Raw genomic sequence first — 23,199 nt, 5'->3', positions numbered from 1 at the left:
TGAGCTAAAGCAGCCGAACAGAGCCAATTGTGCGTGGATCAGGCCTCAGCTGGTCTGAAAGTCGGCCGCATTGCGCGTAGCTCCAGCCGTGCTTCTGGAGACTTTGATCCAGTAAAAAATACCCACCACGATCAGCCATACCGGGATAGCAAAGACCGAAACACGGATACCTGGCGTCATCAGCATGACTGTCAGCATAAACAGCACAAATGCCAACACCAGGTAGTTCCCCACGGGATAGAACAATGCTTTAAAGCTGCTGTGCTGCCCGGTGCGGATTTGGTGCTGGCGGAACTTAAGGTGCGAGTAACTGATCATTGCCCAGTTGATCACCAGGGTTGCTACCACCAGCGACATCAGCAGTTCCAGCGCATTCTTTGGCACCAGATAATTCACCCCAACCGCCAAGCCCGTAACCAACGCCGATACCAGCAATGCCCGTACCGGCACACCGCGCTTATCGACCTTGGCCAGTGCCCGTGGCGCATCACCCTGCTCAGCCAACCCCAGCAACATGCGGCCATTGCAATAGGTACCGCTGTTGTAGACCGACAGCGCCGCCATCAGCACCACGAAGTTAAGGATGTGCGCAGCGGCATCATGGCCGATCAGGGAGAAAATCTTCACAAACGGGCTGCCGCTGTAGTCGTCCCCTGCACTGCTGATGCTTTGCAGCAGGGAATCCCAAGGGCTCAGGGACAGCAACACCACCAGCGCACCGATGTAGAAGATAAGAATCCGCCAGATCACCTGATTGATCGCTTTGGGAATTACCTTCTTCGGGTTCTCCGCCTCGGCAGCGGTGAAGCCCAGCATTTCAAGCCCACCAAAGCTGAACATGATGAAAGTCATCGCCAGCACCAGGCCCATGATGCCGTTAGGGAAGAACCCGCCATGGCTCCACAGGTTAGTGACCGTGGCCTGCTCCCCACCCGCGCCGCTGAACAGCAGCCAACAGCCGAGCACGATCATCCCGACCACCGCTACCACCTTGATCATGGCGAACCAGAATTCGGCCTCACCAAAGAACTTCACGTTCGCGAGGTTAATGGCATTAACCAGCACAAAAAAGGCAGCAGCGGTTGCCCAGGTGGGAATCTCTGGCCACCAGAAATGAATGTATTTGCCGACGGCTGTCAGCTCCGACATGCCCACCAGCACATACAACACCCAACAGTTCCAGCCGGACAAAAAGCCACCGAAGCGTCCCCAGTATTTGTGGGCGAAGTGACTGAAAGAACCCGCGACAGGCTCCTCAACAATCATCTCGCCGAGCTGGCGCATGATCAGGAACGCAATAAATCCGCAAAAGGCATAACCGAGAATCATTGAAGGCCCGGCGGACTTAAGCACACCAGCCGAACCTAGAAACAAGCCCGTGCCAATGGCGCCCCCTAAAGCAATCAACTGAATATGTCGGTTTTTCAGGCCGCGTTTTAACTGGCCGGTATCGGAGGTCTCATGCTGCATGACGTCACCTTGATGTTGTTATCGTGACGGATAGAACCCGCAGCGTTTGTAGCGCAGCGGAATGAGTCGGGCGGATACACCCGGGTTAGGAACTGCACGCAAGACGGATGGTGTTACGGAGCGTCCGGTTGAACCTCCGGCGCGGCCTGTCTGAACGCATCCAACGGCTCACAGCGGTTAGCCACTGCCAGCAAACGCGGATAGGCATTCAGATCGACGTGATAACGACGGGCGTTGTAAAGCTGAGGAATGAGACAAGCCTCCAGGTAACCTGGCTGCTCGCCCAAAGACAACTCATCCTTGAACACGGCTAGTCCATCCTCCACCGCTGCTAAACCGCGATGAAGCCAGTGCAGATACCAATCGGTTCTGACCGGTTCTGAAAGGTTCAGTTCATCTGCAAGGTACTGAAGTACTCTCAAGTTTGTGATCGGGTGCAAATCACACGCAATATGCAGCGCCAATGCCCGTACTTGAGCCCGCCGCACCGAATCTTCCGGCAACAGCGGCGGCCCAGCGAAACGCTCATCCAGATATTCCAGAATCGCCAACGATTGGGCAATGCGTACCCCGCCATTGCCTTCATCGACCAGCAGAGGAACTAACCCTTGAGGATTGAGCTGGAGGTACGCGTCGCTGTGCTGCTGGCCACCGTCCTTGAGCAGGTGCACAGGCACCTGCTCATAGGCGAGACCTTTCAGATTCAAAGCAATCCGCACCCGATACGCTGCACTGGAACGCCAGTAGCCGTATAGCGTCAGCTCAGCCCTCATAGCGCTGGACCACCTGGTCAATTGCACCAAACAGGCTGTTGCCAGCGGTATCAAACATCTCAATACGCAACCGGTCACCAAACTTCAGAAATGGCGTCTGTGCCTCGCCCTGCTCGATAATCTCCAACATGCGTTTTTCAGCCAGACAGCTGGAGCCTGCGCTGCGGTCATAGTTGGAAACGGTGCCCGAGCCGATGATGGTGCCGCTACCCAAGGGGCGTGTTTTTGCGGCGTGGGCCAGCAGCGTCGGGAAGTTGAAGGTCATATCAACGCCTGCATCGGGCCGACCGAAAAGCGTCCCGTTGATGTGGCTGACCAAAGGTCGGTGCACCTTGCCTTCCCGCCAATGCTCCCCCAATTCATCTGGGGTAATCGCAACCGGAGAAAAACTGGAGGATGGCTTGCTCTGATAGAAACCGAAGCCCTTGGCTAATTCACCGGGAATCAGGTTACGCAGGGACACATCGTTAACCAGCATCAGCAGCTGGATATGGCCTGCGGCCTCCGCTGCACTGACGCCCATTGGCACGTCATCAGTAACCACCGCCAGTTCAGCTTCGAGGTCAATGCCCCACGCTTCATCCGCCATCAAAATCGGGCTATGTGGCGGGATGAAGGAATCGGCACCGCCCTGATACATCAGCGGGTCGTGCCAGAAACTCTCCGGCATCTCAGCCCCACGGGCCTTACGCACCAGCTCAACATGATTCACGTAGGCGCTACCATCGGCCCAGTGGTAAGCCCTGGGTAAAGGGCTGTGGCAGGATTGCTGGTCAAATCCGAAGGCCCGCGCCTCCAGGCCATCATTCAGACGCTCATAGACAGCTTCCAGCTTGGGTCGGGTGTGCTGCCAATCATCCAATGCAGCCTGCAACGTAGCGGCAATCGTTGGAACTTGAACGGCCCGCTGTAAATCCCGCGAAACCACCACCAGCACACCGTCACGACCTTGATTGAGAGAAGCGAGTTTCATCAGCTTTCCTTACCCGGCGCACGCCAGGAGTTCACGTATTGGGGAACATCCACCGCTGACGTCACGTCAGCGATTTCCAGTGCGCGGCGGGTGTCGATCATCACCGCCACTTCATCGATAAAGGTGGCCGGGTCTTCCTGGCTCTTTTTCAGCGCCTTGGGATGCGGACCGTGGGGGAAACCGCACGGATGCAGGGTGACCATCCCGGCCTCAATGTTGTCGCGGCTAAAGAAGTTGCCACGGTGGTAGAACAGCACTTCGTCGTAGTCATCGTTGTTGTGATAGAACGGCACCTTTAAAGCGCCGGGGTCGCTCTCCACAGGCCTTGGGGTGAAGGTGCAGATCACAAAACCATTGGCGACGAAGGTGGTGTGGGCCGAGGGCGGTAAGTGATAGCGATGGCTCATCAGCGGGCGGATATCGCGCCAGTTAAGACGGAAAACACTGTTGTCGCCATGCCAGCCCACCACATCCAGCGGGTTGTAGGGATAGGTCACGGTGCTGATCTGCCCGCGTCGCTTGATGCGGATTTGCCAGGTCTGTTCGTCCTGTTGCGCCTTGAAGGCATCGTCCAGACGCGGGTAATCCAGTACCGCCGGATCAAAAATCGCCTGCGGCCCCAGTAGCCCTTTATCCGGGAGCTGATAAGCGCCGTCCGTGCTCTCAATAAGCAGCATAAAAGTGGGCTGCTTCGCCTCAATCCGCCACGCCGTACCACGCGGAATCAGCAGGTAATCGCCATCGCGGTAACTCAGGTGGCCGAAGTCGCAGTAGAACTCCCCTGCGCCTTCGTGAACAAAGAGCAGATCGTCGCCGTCGCCGTTGCGCACCAGATGGCGCATGGCGCCGTTGGTTCGCCATATGCGCAGTTTGACGTCACCGTTGTGCAGCGTCAGTGGCGCGGCCAGCGGACAATCGCGCTGGCTTTCGATGCGGTTGAAATCAAACGCATGGGGCCGCAGCGGCCCTTCCCAGTCGATCCAGCCGGTTGGCGGGTGTTTGTGATGCAAGTGCGCGGTCGGCCCGAAGAAACCTTCGCGGCCCATCTCACGCTCATAGGTGCCCTGCGGGAAGTCGCAATGTGCTTGCCGCGAGCACACGCCCTCACTCAGGGGAATACGTACCCAGTTACGACTCATGACCAGTCTCCATCCAAGGTGCCTGTTGCACCGTTGCCGGTTAGCTCAGGTAAAACCTGCGCCTATCAATCCGCAGCGATCACGCCACGCTTGATCTGGTCCTCTTCGATGGACTCAAACAGGGCCTTGAAGTTGCCCTCGCCAAAGCCCTGATTGCCCTTGCGCTGGATGATCTCGAAGAAGATCGGGCCAATCACTGTGTTGGTGAAAATTTGCAGCAGAATGCCGTCATCGCCCGGCGCGCCGTCGATCAAGATGCTCAGCTCACGCAAGGTATCTGTTGGCTCACCATGCCCCGCGACACGGGTGTCGACCTTGTCGTAGTAAGTGCCGGGCGTGACCATAAAATCGACGCCGTTTGCACGCAGTTGGCGGACAGTCTGATAAATGTCGTCGGTGCTCAGGGCGATGTGCTGGATGCCTTCGCCATGGTATTCGCGGATAAATTCTTCGATCTGGGACTTATCGTCAGCCGACTCATTGATTGGAATGCGGATCTTGCCGCAGGGCGCAGTCATCGCCCGGGACAGCAGCCCGGTGAGTTTGCCTTCGATATCGAAGTAGCGGATTTCGCGGAAGTTGGCGATACGCTCGTAAAAGCCCGACCACACATCCATTTGCCCACGGCGGACGTTGTGAGTGAGGTGATCAAGCCCCACCAGGCCGACGCTGTTGTCATGGGCGCAGCGGCCGGGGATGAACTCGAAGTCGACGTCGTAGATTGTCTTATCGCCGTAGCGATCTACCAGATACAGCAGTGACCCGCCAATGCCCTCAACGCAGGGAATGTTCAGCTCACCGAAGTTCGCGTGGCTGCCCACTAAGGTGGCGCCCTGCTGCGCCACATAAGCCGCCGCCTGAGCCGCATTCTTCACCCGGAAGGCCATCGCGCAGGCGCTCGGCCCATGCTTCTCAGCGAAGGCTCGAACATGGCCGCTAGGGCTGCCATTGAGCACGAAGTTGATGTCGTTCTGCTGGAACAGCCACACCTCTTTAGTCCGGTGTTTGGCTGTTTCGGTAAATCCCATTGCGGTAAAGAGCTCACGCAGCTGCTGGATGCCCTCGGCATTGGGTGCGGTGAACTCGACGAATTCGAAACCATCGGTACCGATTGGGTTGTGCTGTTCAATTTTGCTCACGGCGTTCATCTCGCCTCCTGATTATTGTTGTGGTGCGAATGGATGCCCTCATCACATCCCAGCCGCACCGCAGCAACAACCCGGCTAATAGCCCGCCTCAGCCCCCGCCCTTGGGCTGACTGGCAAGCTTTTATGACAGGCGATACCGAGTCGCAGAACAGCCCCCGGATTCGTAACGATTTTCTTACAAGGAGGCCAGCAGACTTGCCAGACCGATTGGCGCATCAATGCTGCAAGTTGCCGTAGAGCTTGGCGTACAACCCACCTTCTGCGATCAACTGCTGATGATCGCCGTCTTCAGCAATGTGGCCGTCATCGAACACTACAACCCTGTCAGCCTGCTTCACTGCACTGAGGCGGTGAGCAATGATCAGCGTGGTACGCCCCTGCAGGAAGGTGTTGAGCGCTTGGTGGAGTGCATATTCGGTCGCCGCATCCAGCGCTGAAGTCGCCTCATCAAGGATGACGACTTTAGGTTCTGCCAGCACCATCCGTGCGGTGGCCAGACGCTGGCGCTGCCCCCCAGACAGCCGCACACCGGATCGTCCGACCACACTGTCCAAGCCGCTGGGCAACTCACGAATGGTGTCTGCCAGCTGAGCGATTTCCAGCGCCTGCCAGCACGCTGCGTCATCCCGCTCACGGCCCATGCACAGGTTGGCGCGGACCGTGTCGTTGAACAGCGCCGGGGATTGCAAAACCACCGCTACATGCTCACGGATGGTTTCCAAGCCGATTTCCTGCTGGCTCAAGCCACCAAAGCGGATGGTCCCGGCCTGAGGCGTGTAGAGTCCAAGTAACAGCTGCACCAGCGTGCTCTTACCGCCCCCGCTGGCGCCGACAATCGCCACCTTCTCACCTGGCTTGATGCTCAAGTTCAACCCATTGAGCACGGGCTCGTCGGTGTAGGCGAAGCTCAGCCCATCGACCTCGATTCCTACAGTTTTATGGCCGCTAAACGGATCGGCATGCCCCGGGTATTGTGGCTCATCCTTGCGCGCCAGCAGCTCATTGATACGACTTAAGGCGCCGCCAGCGGCGTAGAAGGCGTACTGCAAGTTCAGCAGTTGCTCCACCGGCCCGATCATGAACCACAGGTAGCTGAACACGGCGAGCATCTGCCCGATCGACAGATCGGAGAACAGCACCGTGAGCATGGCGGCGGCGCGAAACAGGTCGATGCCGAACTGGAACAACAAGCCGCTGGCGCGGTTTGAGGCGTCGGTTTTCCATTGCGACGCAACGGCGTAGTCCCGAACCTCTTTGGCACGCAGGCCAAGGCGGCCAAGGAAGTAACCCTGTCGATTTCCAGCGCGGACTTCCTGGATGGCCTCCAGGGTTTCGGTCAGCGCCTGGGTGAAGCGCGAGGTGCTGTCGTTTTCCTGTTTTTTCAGGTGTTTGACCCGCTTACCCAGCTGTACCGTGGCGTAGATCACCAGCGGGTTGAACAACAGAATCAACAGCGCCAGCTTCCAGTGCATCCAGATCAGGATGGCGGAAGTCCCTGCCAAGGTCAGCATGGCGACCAAGAAACGGCTAAGGGTCTCGCCGACAAACTTATCCAGCGTGTCCAGGTCCGTCACCAGGTGGGTGCTGACCGTACCGCCACCGAGGCTTTCGTATTCTTCCAGCGAGATACGCTTGAGTCGCTCAATCAGGCGGATACGAATGCGGTAGACAATGTCCTTGGACAACAACGCAAACTGCTTGGCCTGCAGCACATTGAACACCAACGCCCCCATCCGCAGCAACAAGGTCACCACCAGCATCAGGCCGATATAACCGGCAGCTGTCTCCCAGCTGGCGGGCAAGAAGTTATCCATGAAGCGCAAGGCAGCATCGCCATCCTTGAGCAGCACTTCGTCCACCAGCAACGGCAACAGCAAGGGAATGGGTACGCTGCACAAGGTCGCCAGAACAGCGACCAAATTGGCCCAGATCAGTGCTTTCTTATGTCGCAGGGCCAGGCGACGGATTTCAGCCCAGCTGAGGCGGTCAACCATTCCTGGCCCTGTCCAACCAGCGCGTTAACAACGGCTGCAGCGACTCCAAGGGTTGGTAGCCGTTGGTCACCAGTGCCAGCTGACCATTGTGCTCAGCCAGCAAGGTAGGAAAACCAGCGATACCAAGGCCTTTCGCCCATTCGAAGTCAGCCTGGGTCGCATCCCTTTGTGCCTGGCTGTCGAATGCTTGGGCAAACTCAATCCGTGGGATCCCAGCCTTTTCGGCTAGCTCAACCAGCACACTGGCACGGCTGACATCCAGGCCCTGGGTATAGAAACCCTGCTGAATCAAGCGGGTCAGCGGCCATACCAACTCTGGCGCCAGACTCCGAGCCGTGACGATAGCGCGGCAGGCGGGTTCGGTGTCGTAGACAAAGCCCTCGGGGATGCCTTTGTCAAAGTTGAACAGCTGCCCGGTGGCTGCATTAACCGCCTGCCAGTACCCCAGATAACGCACCCGACCGGCTGCATCGACGGCAACGCCATCGCGGCGCAAGCCACCCACGACCAGCTCAAGCCCAACGCCATCAGCCGCGGCCTGCTCTGCGAGTGCTTCCAATACCGGCGCAAATCCCCAGCACCAGGAGCACATAGGGTCCATAACGTAGAGCAGGCGTGCTTGCATGATTAAGCCTCGCGTTTCTGACGGGCGTTGTAGCCCAGTGGGTGCGGTTGATTGCGGGCCTTGGCCAATTCAATTTGACGCTGACGCTCGCGAGCCCCTGCGCGAGTTTTCTCCGGCAACGAGTCCCAGCAATGCGGGCAGCTGATACCTGGTGTATAGAACTCAGACTGACGGTCTTCAACCGAAACTGGTGTACGACAGGCGTGGCACTGATCGTAGTCGCCCTCACTCAAGTCGTGCCGCACGGTGACGCGGTTATCAAATACGAAACAGTCGCCCTGCCACTTGGACTCTTCCTGCGGCACCTCCTCCAAGTATTTGAGGATGCCGCCCTTGAGGTGATACACCTCTTCGAACCCTTCAGTCAGCATATAGCTGGAAGCCTTCTCACAACGGATACCGCCAGTGCAGAACATGGCGACCTTCTTGTGCTTGCTTGGATCGAAGTGGGCGCGGATGTAATCCGGGAACTCACGGAACGTCTTGGTCTTCGGGTCGATGGCACCTTCAAACGTGCCGATGGAGACTTCGTAGTCATTGCGGGTGTCGATCAGCAGCACTTCCGGATCACTGATCAGCGCGTTCCAGTCTTTCGGCTCAATGTAGGTGCCAACCTTTTTGTTCGGGTCAACACCGGGCACGCCGAGTGTCACGATCTCTTTCTTCAGCTTGACCTTGGTGCGGTAGAACGGCTGCTCGTCGCAGTAGGACTCTTTGTGGTCAATGTCTGCCAAACGTGGGTCCTGAGTCAGCCACGCCAGCAAGCCATCAATACCTGCGCGGGTCGCAGACACGGTGCCATTGATGCCCTCTTCGGCCAGTAGCAGCGTGCCTTTCACGCCGTTATCCAGCATGCATTGCAACAGCGGTTCACGCAGGGATTCATAGTCAGGCAGGGAAACGAACTTATACAGCGCAGCGACAACGATCTTGTCTGTCATGGGTACTTCCTTCAGTAGTCGCCCACGTAAAGGGCGGACCGGGTAGCAGAAAAAGTTCGGCCCGAGGTCAGTGATCACCTCGGGCCGATGGCGTGCATTTTAGGGGCTTAATGCAGCGCTGTTAAGGCTCAATTGCCTCAGTGGCCTCCGCGACAGGTCGGTGAAGCCGGTGCAACGCCCTGCTCCTGCCACTCCTGCGGGGTATAGGTGTGCAGAGCCAATGCATGAATCTGCCCCATCAAATCGCCCAGGCAGCCATAAACCTTCTGGTGACGCTTAACCGCATTCAGCCCGGCAAACTGCTCACTGACGATAACGGCCTTGTAATGGGTTTCCTGTCCACGGCTGTGCATATGGCTTTCATCCAGCACATCAAGGTGCTGAGCATCAAATGCAGCTAAAGCGCCGCGCAGAAGATCAATCTTTGCCATAAAAACTCACCTGAAAACGCTGATTACTGTTTCTTGCCGCCCAGCTTGGTGGTCATCTCGTCCAGCAATTGATTGACCTTGGGCACCGCGGTTTCCAGTTTACCCTGAGTCAGCTGTGCCGAGCGTGCTGTCAGCATCGGCATTTGCTCCATGACTTTCTTGCCCAGCGGGGATTCATAGAAACGAATCAGGTCCTTCAGCTCCTGCTCATTAAAGGTGCTGGTATAGAGCTTGACCATATCGGGTTTGATTTTGTCCCAACCCACCGCCTGATCCAGCGCGGTATTGGCCTGCGCCTGATAGGTTTCCAGCACAGCTTTCTGGCTAGCTGGGGCCTTTAATTCAGCGAATCGCTGGGCAAACATGCCTTGTACCTGCGAATAAACCGGCACAGCCAACTTGTCCGCCCGAGCCAGCAAAAGGAAGCGTTCAGCATCCGCCGCGTGGCTTTTGGCATCGGCCAGCACAGGCGCACTCGCACAGGCCAGAATGAGGGCAGCACTTACAGCGGTTAAGCGTGACATGGTTGTCTCCAATATTTATCTACGAGTTTTTGTGACCCTCGTAACATCATTTTGTGCCCAAGCTATTGTCATACTCAAGCTAATAGACAATATTTAAGCACTAACGTTCTATGTATTTTTAAGACAGGTTCACACGCCAAGAAACTCATTGATAACACGCCTGTCTGAGGCTTATGGCCAATTCGGGCGCACACATGGACGTGCAAATGAACACCTTAACAACCTCTGGCACTTCCTTGTGTGACAGCAAAGGGCAACTCAACCCTGCGGCTATCGGTTTTTCATCTCACCCCGCGGTGAACTACGCCATACCCGGTCGTTATGGTCGACGCAAGCGGTGGAATCATTGGTGCATCATCAATCCCCAGTGGATGTTAGCGATTACCCATGCTGACTTTGACTACGTGGGTTTGGCCTCAGCACATTTTGTCGACTTGGTCAGCGGCGAACATTACAGCTTCAGCCAGAAACGACTCTTTGCAAGGGACTCTAGCCTTCCTGATCAGCCTTTCGATGATCACACCTTCAATCACCCTCTGCTGCAACTCAGAGTCAGCGCCACCGCCCACAACAGCACCATTACCCTAAGCGCGTCCAACCATGGCGGCCAAGCAATCCAGGCCATGCTGCACATACAGCGCCCTGCCCACCTCGAATCGGCTAATCTAGTTGCCCCCCTTGGACGCAACAGCTTTCATGCATCAAGTCGTCACCTAGGCCTGCCCTGTACTGGCAGCATCCAGCTCAACGGCCGTCTTCATGAAAGTGCCGGCACCCAGAGCTATGCTTCCTTAGACTTCGGCCGAGGTGTTTGGCCGTTCCAAAGCCAATGGACCCGCGCAGCTTTTGCCGCTCCAGGCGGCATTGCAGGTAATTTCGGCACCGGGTGGACAGACCACAGCGGGCTGTCTGAAAACACCCTGTGGTTCGGCGGGCAGGCGCAACACCTGACCAGCCCCATTCGTATTGAGGTGGAGTCCAGCGAGTTAATGGCCACGCGCCAATTAACAAGTGCGGACGGAAAAGTGCAGCTGTCATTCACACCCAGCCAGAAACACGTCACCCGCCGCAATTTTGGCCTGCTATATATCAATAACCGCCAGCTCTTCGGGCGCTTCAGCGGCACATTACGCGGTGATCAGAACGAGTGTGTACCTGTACAACATGCACTCGGCTGGCTGGGCGAAGCTGAAGCGCGCTGGTAGTTGCACGTCCATACGGAACCTCTGCCCACCTGCCGCACCCTAAGCCATACAGAAACCGCTATGGAGCCAGCGATTTCCCATGTCTTTGCGATCAGGAGAAATGCATGAGCCGTATTGAAACTGACAGCCTTGGCCCGATTGAAGTACCAGAGCAAGCATACTGGGGCGCCCAGACCCAGCGCTCTCACCTGAACTTTGCCATCGGCGATGAGCGCATGCCCCTTGCGGTCGTTCGCGCCCTGGCCCAGATCAAAAAAGCGGCTGCACGGGTCAATCAGCGCATTGGCTCATTGCCGGCCGACACGGCTCGTTTAATTGAGCAAGCCGCCAATGAAGTCATCGCTGGACAACACGACGACCAATTCCCACTGGTGGTCTGGCAAACCGGCAGCGGCACGCAAACCAATATGAACGTCAACGAAGTGATTGCTGGGCGCGCCAATGAGCTGGCGGGCAAGCCCCGTGGCGGCAAAAGCCCTGTCCACCCGAACGATCACGTCAACCAGTCGCAAAGCTCCAACGACAGCTTCCCAACCGCCATGCATATTGCCGCAGCAGAAGCTGTTCACCAGCACCTGCTCCCTGCTCTGCACGAGTTGCGCGACGGCCTGCAGGAGCAAGCAGAGCGCTATAGCAAGCAGATCAAAACTGGGCGTACTCACATGATGGACGCCACGCCGATGACCTTTGGCCAGGAGCTTTCAGCCTTCGTCGCGCAGCTTAACTACGCGGAGCAGGCACTGCTCAACGCCCTGCCCGCTGTCTACCAACTGGCACAAGGTGGAACAGCGGTAGGCACCGGCCTTAATTCACCACACGGCTTCGATACCGCCATCGCTGCCGAACTGGCTGCCTTAACGGGGCTGCCGCTGGTGACGGCCCCTAACAAATTTGCCGCATTGGCAGGCCACGAGCCGCTTGTAGCACTCGCAGGCGCCTTGAAGGCGCTCGCAGTAGCGCTGATGAAAATCGCCAACGACCTGCGCCTGTTGGGTTCCGGCCCCCGTGCAGGACTTGCGGAAGTACGCCTACCCGCGAACGAGCCCGGTAGCTCAATCATGCCCGGCAAGGTTAACCCGACCCAATGCGAAGCATTGTCTATGCTGGCCTGTCAGGTTCTTGGCAACGACACCGCCATTACCTTTGCTGCCAGCCAGGGCCATTTGCAACTCAACGTATTCAAGCCCGTCATCATCTACAACCTGCTGCAATCAATCCGCCTGCTTGGTGATGGCTGCCGAAACTTCCAGCTGCATTGCGTCGCGGGTCTGCAAGCCGATAGCGAGCGCATGGCCGCACATCTGGAGCAAGGCCTGATGTTGGTTACAGCCCTCAATCCACATATCGGTTACGACAAAGCCGCGCAGATCGCCAAACTGGCCTATCAAGACGGTTTGACCCTGCGCCAGGCCGCCCTGCAATTGGGTTACCTCAGCAACGAGGAATTCGACGCTTGGGTGCGTCCCGAAAATATGCTGAAGGCAGGCCAACATGAATGATCAGGTTAAGAGCGGCGCAACCAAACTGGAGGGCGACGGCAAACGCATTCTGATGATTATCGGCTCCCCCAAGCGCCGCAGCCTGTGCCACGCATTGGCGGACGCTTGGAGCACCGGTGCTCGCAGTAAAGGCCACATCGTGCGGGAATTACGCCTTAACGAGATGGCCTTTGACCCGATTCTTCATCACGGATATGAGCAAAGCCAGACTCTCGAACCTGACCTGCTCGAAGCCCAACGGCAGATCCATTGGGCTGAGCATCTGGTTATCGCCTACCCCGTTTGGTGGGGCGGCATGCCGGCCCTGCTCAAGGGCTTTTTTGACCGTACGTTCTTACCTGGTTTTGCCTTCAAATACCGTAACGACGGACGCATCTGGGACAAACTTCTCAGCGGCCGCACCGCTGACGTGTTGGTCACCATGGACACACCACCTTGGTACTTCCGCTGGGTATATGGCGCACCGGGGCATCGGCAAATAAAGCGCACCATTCTTGGCTTCAGCGGGATCAAAACCCGAAGCCTGCACACGTTCGCCCCCGTGCGCATGGCCTCAGAAGAACAGCGACTGAAATGGCTCAATCACGCTGAAAAGCTAGGCAGCCAAGCCTGAATCAGCGCAAAGATGAACGCCCGCGCAGCCCGGCCAGCAAAGTCGGGCCCATTGCGGTCAATGCTGAGCCACTCACCACCAACAAGGCACCGCCATAAGCGATCCAATTCAGCTGTTCAGGCAGGATGTGTGACGGCCACCAAATGGCCGCTAGGGCAACCGCTGCAAAGGTTACCAATGGCGTCACTGCCAATGCAGCACTGACCTTAGACGCTTCCCAATGCGCCAGCGCCTCGGCAAAAGCGCCATAGGCCACCAACGTGTTCAAGCAGCACGCCAGCAGTAACCAGCCCTGAACCGAATTCAACTCCGTTACCTGCTGCGGATGCGCCCAAGGGAAAAGCAGGACGGCGCAGGCCAGGTAAATCACCATCATGATCTGCAGAGAATTCCACACCGTCAGCAGCTGTTTCTGCGCCAACCCGTAAAACGTCCAAACAAAGGCTGCAGCCAAAACGATCAATACACCCGTGGTGTATGCGGTCAAAGAGGTCAGCAACTCAACCAAGCGCTGATTAAAGAACAGGCCAAACCCCACAAGTAGCACTAATAATCCAAGCCCTTGAATGAGACTAAAACGCTCACGAAAGATAAGCAGGCTACTCACCAGCAACAGTATCGGTGCCACCTGAATAACCAACTGGGTAGTGCCTGGATTTAACAACTTCAGCCCAAACAGATAAAGCACGTAGTTGCCCGTCAGCCCTAATACAGCAATTACCACTAACCATTTGCCCTTCTTACCCAATAAGGAAAACGCAGGCAGGCGCTTGCTTGCCGTGAGGTAGGCCAACAAGACGCCACCCGATACCAAGAGGCGGTACCAAGTCACGGTGATAGGGTCCATGACCTCAAGCACTTCTTTGAGTTTGATGGGCAGAATGCCCCAGAGGAAAGCCGTTAAAAGGGTTAAAAACAGACCATAAGCCCAACGACCCGACGACGTATGCATGACAGCCCCAAACAGGTGAATAGGTCATTTTAGGGGCTGACCATCAACGACTACAGACACAGTCATGCCCTCAGTTGCCCCCGTACTGTATTGCAGTACAGAAAAAACAAACATGTGACGTGTGCCGCAAGCCCTGTCCTATTGATTCGATTATTTGGTACAGTCGAACTATAAAAACAATAACCCTTTATTTACCAAGGACATCATCATGATCGGTAAGCGTGAAGTTGACCCGGCAAAATCTACCCACTACCGATCTGATCGAATTAGCTCGGTCAACGGCCAATATTTTTTTTCGACCCGTGAAGGCACTCTCGAAGGTCCTTACTTCACGCGTGTCGATGCTGAGAGGGAAGTCCAACGCTATATTGACAGACAAGTTCGCGCCCGGCAGTTACTTGGCCTGAGCTACGCCCCGCACCTTTAAATAAAAAACCGCGATTAATCGCGGTTTTTTATTTGTGAGCACCCAACTCAATCCTTTTTGAAAGCCTCTTCTAACGCCTGATTGATGGTGCGCAGCACCTTTATCCTGGCAAAGCGCTTGTCGTTAGCCTCAACTAACGTCCATGGAGCAATCTCTGTACTGGTGCGATCCACCATGTCGCCAACTGCGTCCCGGTACAACGGCCACTTCTCCCGGTTACGCCAATCTTCCTCTGTAATTTTGAAGCGTTTGAACGGAATCTTTTCCCTTTCCTTAAACCGCTTGAGCTGGGTTTTCTGATCAATAGCCAACCAAAACTTGACCAGAACAACACCGGCATCCGTCATCTGCTGCTCAAAGTCATTGATCTCACCATAGGCACGCAGCCAGTCGCTGGGAGAGCAAAACTCTTCAACTCGCTCGACAAGAACACGGCCATACCAAGATCGGTCAAACAACGTGAACTGACCTCTTGCAGGCAAATGCCGCCAAAACCGCCACAAGTAGGGTTGTTGCCGCTCTTCGTCAGTAGGCGCAGCAACTGGAACAATCCGGTACTGTCGTGGGTCAAGAGCCCCGATTACACGGCGGATCGCTCCACCCTTACCTGCAGCATCATTACCCTCGAAAACCGCGACCAGTGAATGCTTACGCATACGCTTGTCGCGCAACAGGCTAGACAGACTCGCTTGTTCAATCGCCAGTTGCTCGTTGTAATCCCCTTTATCCAGCGCCTGGGTCATATCCAGACTTTCTAGAAGCCCCCGCTCATCCAGACTAGAAATCATAGGCGCAGCATGGGGATGTGAGGTGATGCGCTCGCGGGACTTGAGAGCTGCTTGCAGACCATCGAGCAAAATACGCCCCACAGTGAGGCTGCGATAATACTGATCAGCACCCTCCACGACATACCAAGGCGCATAATCCCGGCTGGTACGACGCAGCAGACGCTCACCAACTTCAACAAACTTGTTGTAAGTCCTTGATTGCTGCCAATCCAGCGGGCTGATGCGCCAACTGTGTAATGGGTCATCACGCAGCGCTTTGAGGCGAGCTTTCATCTGCTGCTTGGACAGGTGGAACCAGAACTTAAATATGAGCGTGCCTTCATCGCTGAGCATCCGCTCCATGCTCAATGTGCCATCAATGTACTGATCCAACTGGGCACTTTTAATGCGGCCATGGACACGCCCTTGGAGCATCTGGCTGTACCAGTCACCAAAGAAAATCCCCATGCGCCCCTTAGGCGGTAATTGTCGCCAGTAACGCCATGCTGGTGGCCGCGCCAACTCTTCATCAGTAGGGCGATCGAACGTGTTCACTTGGATAAGACGCGGGTCCATCCACTCGTTGAGTAGTTTGACCGTTTCGCCCTTACCTGCCCCCTCAATGCCGTTGATCAAAATCAATACAGCAAAGCGGCCCTGCTGCTGGAGTTCGTATTGAGCCTCAAGCAGGGCCTCGCGCAGCATGACGACTTCTTTTTCGTAAACGTCTTTGGCAATACTGCGGCCAATTTCAGCGGATTCGAACATAACCCTCTCCCAGACATATCCCCGCAGATTAGCGGATCAGAGCGGTCTTGGGAAAAGCTTATCGGTGCAGAACTAACGGCGGGTAATCAAACCTTGTCTGGCAACGCGGATTAATTGCTTGATTGTCTCATCCACCTGCCCTGCAGCTGGTGACTGAATAACCGCAATATCAAATTGATCGGTGCGGAAGCGAGACAGTGATTCGCCGTCATGGACGAAGTTGATGAGCAGGTTCTTCTGTCCAACCCAACGCTTTGGCCAGCCATCCAGATAGCGCAGCAATGTCGGCTGATGACTGCCGCCAAGGAGGATTTTTGGATTGCGCAAAGCCAGCCCGGAAGTGATCGGGGCTAATCGAATATGGGGTTTTGGACAAAGCATTTATACATCTCCGCCTCGTTGCTTCCGCTGGGCAGCGGTGAGAGGCGACACCGAACCAGCGCTTTAGCGGTATTTCGAAGTCTCAATAGAGATCTTCTCAGGGGTTTGAAAAACAAACTCCCGGCGCCCCGCAAGTAGCTGTTTAAATCGGCGCTGGACGAGAATCCTAGAACCCTGCCCTACTACTGTCAATGAAAAAGCCCACGCTAGGTGGGCTTTCACGGTACAACACCATTAGTGTGCGATGGCGTTATCGACGGACAGTTTGCCCGCCCCTTCAATCAAGATAGCGAGGCTGGCAGCCAGCAGGGCCAGACCAAACTCATAACCGTTGTTGCTCAGGAAGAAGCCGTTGGAAATGTGGACCGAAAAAATCGCCACGACCATAGCAAAGGCCAGAGCAGCTGCTGCAGGACGCGCCAGCAGACCGATAATCAATGCCAGACCGCCAAAGAACTCAGTAGCGCCAGTCAACAGGGCGAGGAAGTACCCTGGCGTCAGGCCAATGCTTTCCATCCACTGACCGGTGCCTTCAAGTCCATAACCGCCGAACAGACCGAACAACTTCTGGCCGCCATGGGCAACAAATGTAATACCAATCAGTATGCGTAGAACGGTGATGCCATAACCTGCGCGTGATGAAAGTACAGATTGAATGAATGTGTTCATTACAGCTTTCCTTGTCTGAGAATGGGTAAGAGACGCCTGCATAATATCCAGTTTAGTGAATACTTCTAACGGACAATTCCACTAAAAATAATCGAATAAATCGATCCAACAGGCTTAAGCCCAAAGCTCATTACTGCTCGAGCAAGTACCGCTCCCTGTCATACGCAATATAGTATTTGTTCACACTATTAACATAGCTGACCACGCCCATCCCGAGCTGCTCCATCGCCACACGCTCAACCTGGAAGAACCACTGATTAGGGTTCAAGCCTCTCCTGCGTGCCTCAGCCCGTAGGCTCTGCACACGCTGCGGTCCCAGGTTATAGCCCGCCAGAACAAATGCCATTCGCTCGCGCTCATTCAACTTGGGGCTGTTAAAGAAGTTGCGGCGAACCATTGCCAGGTACTTGGCACTGGCCATGACGTTGTTATCCAGATTGGCAATATTACTGACGCCGACACTGCGCGCAGCGGGCGGAGTGATTTGCATCAGACCAACAGCACCGCTTGCACCACGGGCCGATGGATTGAGTGTCGACTCCTTAAAGGCCAACGCAGCCAACATGAGCCAGTCGAAATTCTGCGCGCGTGCATGCTTTTGCAATACTGGGCGTAACCGGGTCAGCCGCTGACGCTCAACCCTCCCCAACGGATAGTGCACTTTGTATAGCCGCCGGTAGACTCGCTGGAAGTTAGCATCCTGGTCGTCGGGAGGCTGATAGCCCTTGATGAACTGATCCATACTGGCGGTCAGCATCGGCATATCGCGCCGCGTGTACCAATGGGTCGAGCCCTCCTCCAACAGCTTCATGTGTCGGTCAACACGCAGCTTGGGCATGACCTTGGCCCAGCGTTCAGCGATGGGCAACTCAACCGCCGTCAAAGTGAAGATGCCCGCATGGACCATTTCCAGCACATCTTCTACGGCCAGCGTAGGGCTTACCCATTCGATAACCAGAGGCGCCTTCTTGCGGTCCATCAATTGCTGATTGAGCGCCTGCACGGCTTCTCCCGCTACGCTACCGGCCGGTAAAGCTAGGCTACGCCCGGAGAGATCCTCCAGGCGCTGATAAACGCGATTACCTTTACGGGCAACAATAACCAACGGAACACGCTGACGCGTCTCAGTACTGGCACTCAGGTTGCTGCCACGTGGCACATTTATAAGTTCACCCGGCGCGACTAAATCGCCCTCACCACGCCTCAATGCTCCCAGCAACTGATCTTTAGCGGTCGGAATAAGCTTGAGCTTGATCGTTCGCCCGTTGCGGCTATTACGATTGAGATAGTGCTCAAATGCACGTAAACGCTGATACTCAGTACCTATACTTTGCCCTTTAACCTCCCCAGAGCTATTACGGCTTTGGTTGATCAGGACGCGCAGCTCACCACTGCTGCGAATAGCCGGAAGGTCACGGGCAGCCCTGGGCTGGTCGACCTCCTGCGGGCCGGAGATACGTGCAAACACATTGCATGAGAGCAAGAGCAGGCAACATGCCAACAGTGCACGCAGCCTCAAAACCCCGGCCTCCGGCAGGCAGTTTGGAAAATGAGGTTCGTGAACGAGAATGCTGTCATGCAGGCAAATGCTGGCTTGTGCGGGGCGCGGAGGGTCGCACAGCTAAGCGCAAGATGCCAACTTTGCATGACGTATGACTTCATATAAAAGAATTAACTGATTGTATTTATTGACATTAAATACATCGAACCATGTACTGACTCACAAACCATCACTTTGTTCAGGTAGCACGATGCAACTCATCGACATTGGCGTCAATCTGACCCACCCCAGCTTTAACGAACAGCACCAGGCAATTCTGGACCGTGCAAGAGCTGCGGGCGTCTGCCAGATGGTGCTGACCGGTACCAGCATCAGTGAAAGCCAACAGGCACTGGAACTGAGCCAACAGCTGGATGAAAGCAGTGAGTACCTCTTTAGTACAGCAGGTATTCACCCTCATGATGCCAGCAACTGGAACAGCGATAGCCACAATCAGCTGAAAGCCCTTTTTCAAGAGGCACGTGTAAAGGCTGTTGGCGAGTGCGGGCTGGATTTCAACCGTGACTTCTCGCCTCGCCCCCAGCAGGAGAAAGTGCTGGAAATGCAATTGGCGCTAGCCGTAGAGCATCAGCTGCCGGTTTTTCTCCACGAGCGCGAAGCTGGAGAGCGTCTATTAGCGATTGTGCGTGAATTCCGTGACAAATTGCCTGCTGCGGTTGTGCACTGCTTCACCGGCGAAAAAGACACGTTGTATCGTTATCTGGACCTAGACCTGCACATCGGTATTACAGGCTGGATTTGTGATGAGCGACGCGGCAGCCATTTACACCCGCTGGTACGTGAAATCCCTAAAGGCCGTCTGATGCTGGAAAGTGACGCCCCCTATTTATTACCTCGCAGCCTGCGCCCAAAGCCCAAAAGCAATCGAAACGAACCAGCTTTTTTGGGTGAAGTGCTCAGGGAAGTGGCTCTGCACAGAGGTGAAACAGAACAACATCTTGCAGCTCATACCACGGCGTGCGCACGGGCTTTTTTCCAGCTCCCTGAGCTGCCAGATCAGTCCCAAAGCCAGGAATGACAAGTTTTTCATGTCGTTGATAAAGATCAACGGCGTAATGCCGATAACACTTAATACTAATGGCTTCGCCTCACACCAACCTCTGATAAAGAAGAATTAAGCATGGGTTCTTGGATTAGCGATCTGTCGCTGAAGTACAAATTCTGGGCCGTCAATGCCGTAGCCTTTTTCACCACCCTGCTCTTGGTCCTCTACTCCATTCACCTGGAGACCCGGACACATCAGAGTGCAGCCAAAGCTGCCGCACAACAGCAAGCGGGCTTGCTCAGTAAATGGCCACAGAGCGAGTCACTGCCAGTTGGAGATAACCTCATCCGCTTCGCCGCGGGCGAGTCGCCTCGCCTCCCCGATAATCAGGGCGCACTGCTGGGCAAAACCACCGGTTGGGTTGAGCTGAACGGCAGCCAGGGCGTAATCGGGGCACAAGTGATCACACTGAGCAATGGTCAACGCCTTGCGGTAATCGCCAAAGCACCGAGCCTGATTGAGGTATTCATTGATCGAGCGCCAAGCTATGCGCTTGTAGTGGCCCTGCTGATGCTGCTCCTGCTGGCCGCCTCTCAACTGCTCATCATGTTTCTGCTCAGCCACCTCAACACCCTTAAGGATGTGATGCTTCTGGTCGAGCGTACGGGCGATCTTAATGCCCGCGCCCCCCTTGCCAGCCGTGATGAAGTAGGTCAAATGGCACGCGCTTTCAACGCCATGCAAGCCGGTTACCAGCGTGTGGTGGGTGTTGTAGCTCAATCAGCAACTCAGCTCGATAACGGCGCAGAGCGTTTGGCTAGCAGCATGCGTGAAGTGCGCCAGGGCATGCTCGAACAACAAAGCGAAACCGAACAGGCAGCCACTGCCATCAATGAGATGTCGGCCACCGTGTACCACATTGCAGAGCATGCTGCGGACACGCGTGATCAATCGCAAAACGCTGAACAGTTGGCACGCAGTGGCCAGCAAGTGGTTAACCGTGTTGGTCTATCGATTTCAGGTCTTTCCAGTGGCGTTCAGCAGACTGCCGAAATGATCGAAAAACTGGCCGCAGACAGCCACCGTATCGGCGGCGTGGTCAATGAAATCCACGGCATCGCTGAGCAGACCAACCTACTCGCCCTGAACGCTGCTATTGAGGCAGCCCGTGCAGGGGAAATGGGCCGCGGCTTTGCCGTTGTTGCCGATGAAGTGCGTAACCTGGCCAAGCGCGTTCAGGATTCGACCAACGAGATCACCGAAATCATCACCACCCTGCAAGCAGGTACCCGTGATGCCGTGGATTTCATGCAGGAAAGCTCAATTAAAGCGGATGAGTGCGTTAAGCAGGCCGAAGAAGCCGGTCATGCGCTCGAAGCTATCACGGGCTCAGTGGCCCTGATGCGCGAAAGCAATACGCAGATTGCCGTAGCGGCTGAGCAGCAAAGCCAAGTGGCTGAAGAGATGAACCGCACGGTCATTCGTATCCGCGATGTCACCGAAAAAACCGTAGAACAAACCAGCCAATCCGCCACTACCAGTGTTGAATTAGCTGAACTGGCTGGTGAGCTGACTACAGCCATACGGCAGTTAAAACTGTGACCCATCATTTTTAGGCGGCCGCTTAAACACGGCCGCCTAAAAATTACGCAAACACAGCGACGGTCTGTCGACTGATCGCTAGCAACTCCCCTTCAGCGCTCCAGAGTGCTGCAGCGACGTGACCGTACCCATCTCGGGCATGCTCAATTTCGGCCTTGTACAAACACCAATCCTGCGTAGTCAGCGATGCGACAGGCTGTACAAACTCAATGGTCCAGGTCAGCGAGCTCCCTGCCGCGGGCTTATTCAAATACGACAGCAGCGCTGGAGGCCAGGCATCGACTAATGCCAACAAATGTGCCTCATCCACTGCTACACCCGCTGGCTGGTTGCGCAATTGAACCCAACCGCCCATTTGCCGGGATGGCGTATTGCTGAACGGTAAGCCACCGTAGCACCAGCGCATGGCCAAATAACGGGTGAACTCAGGGGTTACACCAGGGATATAAGGCAGCTCTTTGCTCTGTTCAGGCGACAAGGCTTCCGGCGCTGGCGCAGCAGCAAGATTAATGACCGACTCGCGTCCGGCGCCAAAACTGCCCTGCACCAGCGTCACCACCTGCCCATTTTGCACGGCACGCCCCAGGAGCTGGCTGACAGCCCGCCCCTCACGCAGCACCTCCACCTCAAAACTGATCGGTACGTCGGCTGCCGCAGGGCCAACAAAGGTAAGCGCCAGTGAGCGCACCGGGCGGTCAGCCGCAACCTTGCTACGCATGGCTTCATACACCAGTGCCGCCACCAGCCCACCGAAGCTGGCACGTCCCTGCCCCCACTCAGGCGGAATCACGACCGCCTCCGGGTTAGCACGGACAGCCTGTAGTAATTGTGAAAACTCCATCTGCACACACCTCGCCACTCAATATGTGGCGGATGATAGGTCAAAGCGTGCCTGGCTCGGCATGCCATTTCGGTCAAAACACTGTCACAGAGGCTCTGGAATCAACCATTCCACGCACTGAATAAAGGATCTGACATCAAACGGGCTAATGCCTCGTCACTGCGCTTAGCAGCCTCCTGCATATTGTTTCGCCATGTGGCAATGCGGGGCTGTAAATCCACCTCACTTTCCGCCCGACTCAACCATTGGTAATGATCATGCCAGTCACCTAAAGCCGACTGCGCACGCTTGAGTTGGATTTGAGTGTCTGGGCAGGTGTCTGCCGCATAAGCCTCGATGTTATAACGCAGGCGTTTTACTAGCAGCCGCAGGCGATGACGATCGCCCAATAACTCATGCAATGCGCTGTATAGACGCTTGCGATCTTTCTTCAAGCATTTATTGACGCGCTTACTGAGTTCCTGAACTTGGTCTTCAAAACCCGATTCACGCCACTGCTGTGGCCATTGGTCCAAGACAGTAAAGAGTTTCGTCATCTGACGACTTTTGATCAGCCCGGCATAACTAGCCTGTAAACGAGCAAGACGCGCATCCGCCGCTTCATTTAGGCCTACCTCACGCAAATGGGCCTCTAGCACCTCCAAGTCCCTCACCGGCCCACTGAGCCGTCCCAACTGTGCAGCGGCTTCAGACAACTCATCACACGCGGGTAAACCCCGTAAAGGGCGCAACAGACTACGCAACTGCCGTAAGGCTATGCGCAAATCATGCAAGGCCTCAGTGTCTGTACCTGCAATCAGACGTTCCCGGCAGGCAAACAATCGAACCTGCAGATGCAATACATGCTTAAGCACATCAACTTGGGTTACAGACATCAGACACTCCTTGTATCGGCCAATGGGGGAACAGAC

General features: G+C 55.7%; 23 protein-coding genes. 6 read left to right on the top strand and 17 right to left on the bottom strand.

What is annotated here, in order from left to right; all coding sequences use genetic code 11:
* Positions 1-45: 45 nt before the first annotated feature.
* From WG219_08910 to WG219_08865, 10 genes are all read right to left on the bottom strand, one after another.
* Complete coding sequence (locus WG219_08910; protein WXL27558.1) at positions 46-1,470, bottom strand: amino acid permease; 1,425 nt, start codon at positions 1,468-1,470, stop codon at positions 46-48.
* Positions 1,471-1,583: 113 nt separating this feature from the next.
* Positions 1,584-2,243, bottom strand: a complete 660-nt coding sequence (maiA, locus tag WG219_08905; protein ID WXL27557.1) for a maleylacetoacetate isomerase — start codon at positions 2,241-2,243, stop codon at positions 1,584-1,586.
* Entirely contained in the window at positions 2,233-3,216 is a 984-nt protein-coding gene (locus tag WG219_08900; GenBank protein WXL27556.1) for a fumarylacetoacetate hydrolase family protein, read from the bottom strand. Before WG219_08900 ends, maiA begins: the two co-directional genes overlap by 11 nt.
* Entirely contained in the window at positions 3,216-4,355 is a 1,140-nt protein-coding gene (locus WG219_08895) for a homogentisate 1,2-dioxygenase (protein ID WXL27555.1), read from the bottom strand. Before WG219_08895 ends, WG219_08900 begins: the two co-directional genes overlap by 1 nt.
* Before the next feature lie 65 nt (positions 4,356-4,420).
* On the bottom strand, positions 4,421-5,503 hold the full coding sequence (hppD, locus tag WG219_08890; GenBank protein ID WXL27554.1) for a 4-hydroxyphenylpyruvate dioxygenase: 1,083 nt from the start codon (positions 5,501-5,503) through the stop codon (positions 4,421-4,423).
* 215 nt (positions 5,504-5,718) lie between these two features.
* Positions 5,719-7,497, bottom strand: a complete 1,779-nt coding sequence (locus WG219_08885; GenBank protein WXL27553.1) for an ABC transporter ATP-binding protein — start codon at positions 7,495-7,497, stop codon at positions 5,719-5,721.
* Complete coding sequence (locus tag WG219_08880; GenBank protein WXL27552.1) at positions 7,490-8,122, bottom strand: DsbA family protein; 633 nt, start codon at positions 8,120-8,122, stop codon at positions 7,490-7,492. The genes WG219_08885 and WG219_08880 overlap by 8 nt, the downstream gene beginning before the upstream one ends.
* 2 nt (positions 8,123-8,124) lie before the next feature.
* Positions 8,125-9,063 carry a rhodanese-related sulfurtransferase gene (locus WG219_08875; protein ID WXL27551.1) on the bottom strand — a complete coding sequence of 313 codons (939 nt, stop codon included), beginning with the start codon at positions 9,061-9,063 and terminating at the stop codon, positions 8,125-8,127.
* 137 nt (positions 9,064-9,200) lie between these two features.
* The gene (locus tag WG219_08870) at positions 9,201-9,494 is read right to left on the bottom strand and encodes a BolA family protein (GenBank protein ID WXL27550.1); all 294 of its coding nucleotides are present in this window, start codon (positions 9,492-9,494) and stop codon (positions 9,201-9,203) included.
* Between the two features lie 23 nt (positions 9,495-9,517).
* Positions 9,518-10,018, bottom strand: coding sequence for a DUF2059 domain-containing protein (locus WG219_08865; protein ID WXL27549.1), 501 nt, complete (start codon positions 10,016-10,018; stop codon positions 9,518-9,520).
* A 206-nt stretch (positions 10,019-10,224) separates the two neighbouring features.
* Between WG219_08865 and WG219_08860 the strand changes: the two genes are divergently transcribed.
* The 3 genes from WG219_08860 to WG219_08850 all read left to right on the top strand — a co-directional run bounded on the left by WG219_08860 (position 10,225) and on the right by WG219_08850 (position 13,335).
* Positions 10,225-11,223 (top strand): DUF2804 domain-containing protein, encoded by a 999-nt coding sequence (locus WG219_08860; GenBank protein WXL27548.1) that lies wholly within the window; start codon positions 10,225-10,227, stop codon positions 11,221-11,223.
* A gap of 104 nt (positions 11,224-11,327) precedes the next feature.
* A complete protein-coding gene (locus WG219_08855; GenBank protein WXL27547.1) occupies positions 11,328-12,722 on the top strand; it encodes a class II fumarate hydratase in 1,395 nt (464 codons plus the stop codon).
* Positions 12,715-13,335: an NAD(P)H-dependent oxidoreductase gene (locus WG219_08850; protein WXL27546.1), complete on the top strand. Its 621-nt coding sequence runs from the start codon at positions 12,715-12,717 to the stop codon at positions 13,333-13,335. Before WG219_08855 ends, WG219_08850 begins: the two co-directional genes overlap by 8 nt.
* Before the next feature lies 1 nt (position 13,336).
* On the opposite strand, the gene WG219_08845 is transcribed toward WG219_08850, so the two are convergent.
* Positions 13,337-14,287 (bottom strand): DMT family transporter, encoded by a 951-nt coding sequence (locus WG219_08845; protein ID WXL27545.1) that lies wholly within the window; start codon positions 14,285-14,287, stop codon positions 13,337-13,339.
* A gap of 208 nt (positions 14,288-14,495) precedes the next feature.
* Between WG219_08845 and WG219_08840 the strand changes: the two genes are divergently transcribed.
* Positions 14,496-14,714 carry a DUF6316 family protein gene (locus tag WG219_08840; GenBank protein WXL27544.1) on the top strand — a complete coding sequence of 73 codons (219 nt, stop codon included), beginning with the start codon at positions 14,496-14,498 and terminating at the stop codon, positions 14,712-14,714.
* A gap of 47 nt (positions 14,715-14,761) precedes the next feature.
* Here WG219_08840 and pap read toward each other — a convergent pair whose 3' ends face one another.
* From pap to WG219_08820, 4 genes are all read right to left on the bottom strand, one after another.
* Positions 14,762-16,249 (bottom strand): polyphosphate:AMP phosphotransferase, encoded by a 1,488-nt coding sequence (gene pap / locus WG219_08835; protein ID WXL27543.1) that lies wholly within the window; start codon positions 16,247-16,249, stop codon positions 14,762-14,764.
* A 72-nt stretch (positions 16,250-16,321) separates the two neighbouring features.
* Positions 16,322-16,630 carry a class I SAM-dependent methyltransferase gene (locus WG219_08830; GenBank protein WXL27542.1) on the bottom strand — a complete coding sequence of 103 codons (309 nt, stop codon included), beginning with the start codon at positions 16,628-16,630 and terminating at the stop codon, positions 16,322-16,324.
* 234 nt (positions 16,631-16,864) lie between these two features.
* On the bottom strand, positions 16,865-17,299 hold the full coding sequence (locus tag WG219_08825) for a DoxX family protein (protein WXL27541.1): 435 nt from the start codon (positions 17,297-17,299) through the stop codon (positions 16,865-16,867).
* 130 nt (positions 17,300-17,429) lie between these two features.
* The gene (locus WG219_08820; GenBank protein WXL27974.1) at positions 17,430-18,767 is read right to left on the bottom strand and encodes a transglycosylase SLT domain-containing protein; all 1,338 of its coding nucleotides are present in this window, start codon (positions 18,765-18,767) and stop codon (positions 17,430-17,432) included.
* A gap of 283 nt (positions 18,768-19,050) precedes the next feature.
* Here WG219_08820 and WG219_08815 point away from each other — a divergent pair, with 283 nt between their 5' ends.
* Both WG219_08815 and WG219_08810 read left to right on the top strand, forming a co-directional pair.
* Positions 19,051-19,878, top strand: a complete 828-nt coding sequence (locus WG219_08815; protein ID WXL27540.1) for a TatD family hydrolase — start codon at positions 19,051-19,053, stop codon at positions 19,876-19,878.
* 102 nt (positions 19,879-19,980) lie between these two features.
* The gene (locus tag WG219_08810; GenBank protein ID WXL27539.1) at positions 19,981-21,447 is read left to right on the top strand and encodes a methyl-accepting chemotaxis protein; all 1,467 of its coding nucleotides are present in this window, start codon (positions 19,981-19,983) and stop codon (positions 21,445-21,447) included.
* A 43-nt stretch (positions 21,448-21,490) separates the two neighbouring features.
* Here WG219_08810 and WG219_08805 read toward each other — a convergent pair whose 3' ends face one another.
* Together WG219_08805 and WG219_08800 are read right to left on the bottom strand one after the other, a co-directional pair.
* Positions 21,491-22,288, bottom strand: a complete 798-nt coding sequence (locus WG219_08805) for an acyl-CoA thioesterase domain-containing protein (GenBank protein WXL27538.1) — start codon at positions 22,286-22,288, stop codon at positions 21,491-21,493.
* A 101-nt stretch (positions 22,289-22,389) separates the two neighbouring features.
* Positions 22,390-23,163 carry a CHAD domain-containing protein gene (locus WG219_08800; GenBank protein ID WXL27537.1) on the bottom strand — a complete coding sequence of 258 codons (774 nt, stop codon included), beginning with the start codon at positions 23,161-23,163 and terminating at the stop codon, positions 22,390-22,392.
* Positions 23,164-23,199 lie beyond the last annotated feature (36 nt).

It is taken from the genome of Pseudomonas mendocina, assembly GCA_037482215.1.
Classification (GTDB): domain Bacteria; phylum Pseudomonadota; class Gammaproteobacteria; order Pseudomonadales; family Pseudomonadaceae; genus Aquipseudomonas; species Aquipseudomonas mendocina_E.
Note: the sequence above shows the minus strand (reverse complement) of the source record. Positions and strands in the feature narration are given on the sequence as shown.